2 protein-coding genes are annotated in these 1,750 nt (G+C 42.5%); both read right to left on the bottom strand.

Annotated elements, in window-relative coordinates; genetic code table 11:
• Positions 1-789, bottom strand: a 789-nt coding sequence (locus ACFVSH_RS26290) for a YtnP family quorum-quenching lactonase (RefSeq protein ID WP_387708749.1), incomplete at its 3' end; no start/stop codon positions are given.
• Positions 790-929: 140 nt separating this feature from the next.
• Entirely contained in the window at positions 930-1,568 is a 639-nt protein-coding gene (trmB, locus tag ACFVSH_RS26295) for a tRNA (guanosine(46)-N7)-methyltransferase TrmB (protein WP_192206097.1), read from the bottom strand.
• Between the last annotated feature and the right edge of the window lie 182 nt (positions 1,569-1,750).

Genomic DNA, 1,750 nt, shown 5'->3' on the forward strand with positions numbered 1-1,750 from the left:
GGCACAGTACTGGGCATCATGGTAAAAGCTATACCAGGACCCATTTTCCAGTCCGGATTTCATCCACTTTTCCTTTGCTTCAATGGAAGTCATGGGATAATCGTCATAAGCGAGGACCCAGAGGACATTCGCATGTGCGTGCGTCGGCATGATATCTGCCATGTGAATCAGTCTATCCCCACCATCCTCAATGATGATGATAGCATGACCATCACTATGCCCACCGGTATGGATCATTTTAATGCCGTCCGTAATTTCCTGCTCACCTTCAAAAGGGCGTACAAGAGAAGCGACAGCCTCCCAGTTTTCTGCCCAATATGTACTTTTTGAACGAATATTCGGGTTTTTCATTTCCACCCATTCTGTTTGGGTCGTAATGATTTCTGCCCGCTCGAAAACAGGCACCCAAGTTTCACCTTCACGTTTCGTCAAACCGCAGGCATGGTCGAAATGTAGATGGGTCATTAAAATGTAATCGATATCATTTGGCTGAATCCCAAGTCTGCCAAGATCTTCGACAAGATTGGATTCCTCCGTCACCCCAAAATTCCGCTTCTGCTTGTCATTCAGCTTTCCATTGCCGATACCGGAATCTATAAGCATATTCAATCCATTGGCCTGTACCAAAATCGGATCCGTGCGTAACTCGATTTGGTTATTTTCGTTAACAGGATACTTCTTGGCCCAAAGCGGTTTCGGTACAACACCAAACATCGCACCGCCATCCAAGTGAGTCACACCGCCATTCAACCATGTTAATTTAATTTCCCCTATTTGCATCGTTTCCATTTTACCCCTCCTCTCCCTTTATTTTAACACCCACCTCCATATATTGAAATCGATAACAATCAAGTCATCCTCCTGAACGGAATACACCGCATGAACAAAAAAAACCAGATGCTGTGCACCTGGTTGGTTTCTGTTGATGATTATTGGAACATTGCTTCCAATCTGTATATCCGGTTGCCTTTACTCGAGAACTTTTCTTCATATTCAGTCATGATGTTGCCTTCAAAACTGCTATTGTGAAGATCAAGGCTTACATATTTCAAAAGCATGCCGTACTCGGAAATACTTTTCAAGGAAGATTCGAATAACCCTTGGTTATCCGTCTTGAAGTGGATCTCGCCTTTGTCTGGAAGGATGCCTTCATATACTTCAAGGAAGGTCTTATATGTTAACCGACGTTTTGCATGACGTGATTTCGGCCATGGATCAGAGAAATTCAAGTAGACGCGGTCCACGTCTCCTTTTGCAAAATAGTCCCCTAAGTTTGCTGCGTCAACATTCAACAGCTTTAAATTTGGAACATCCGCTTCAATCAGCAAATCCAAAGCAGCTACAATGACGCTTCCATATACTTCAATTCCAATGAAATTCACATCAGGATGGGCTTTTGCCATTTCTGTGATGAAACGGCCTTTTCCCGTACCCACCTCAATATATAACGGATTATCGTTACCGAAAACTTCATGCCATTTACCTTTATGGCTCACTGGCTGATGAATTACATATTGTGGAAAATCATTCAAACGGTCTTCAGCCCAAGGTTTATTTCTTAAACGCATGATGACACCCCTATTTATAATATAATCGTTCAAACCATAACACGAGTGCATGGATTCCTGCAAGTTGATTTTTTCAGGAAACACACACTGAACAAATAAAAAAAACTGCCGGCCATCCAGGCGACAGTCTCTGTAGTTTTCATGTATAAAACTTTCAGCAAAACACACCATAAATAAGTGAC

The sequence above is a fragment of the Peribacillus sp. NPDC058002 genome (assembly GCF_042886655.1).
Classification (GTDB): domain Bacteria; phylum Bacillota; class Bacilli; order Bacillales; family DSM-1321; genus Peribacillus; species Peribacillus aracenensis.

Excerpts from the sequence above, each read along its gene's own strand:
- trmB (WP_192206097.1), bottom strand. The coding sequence starts at position 1,568 with ATGCGTTTAAGAAATAAACCTTGGGCTGAAGACCGTTTGAATGATTTT.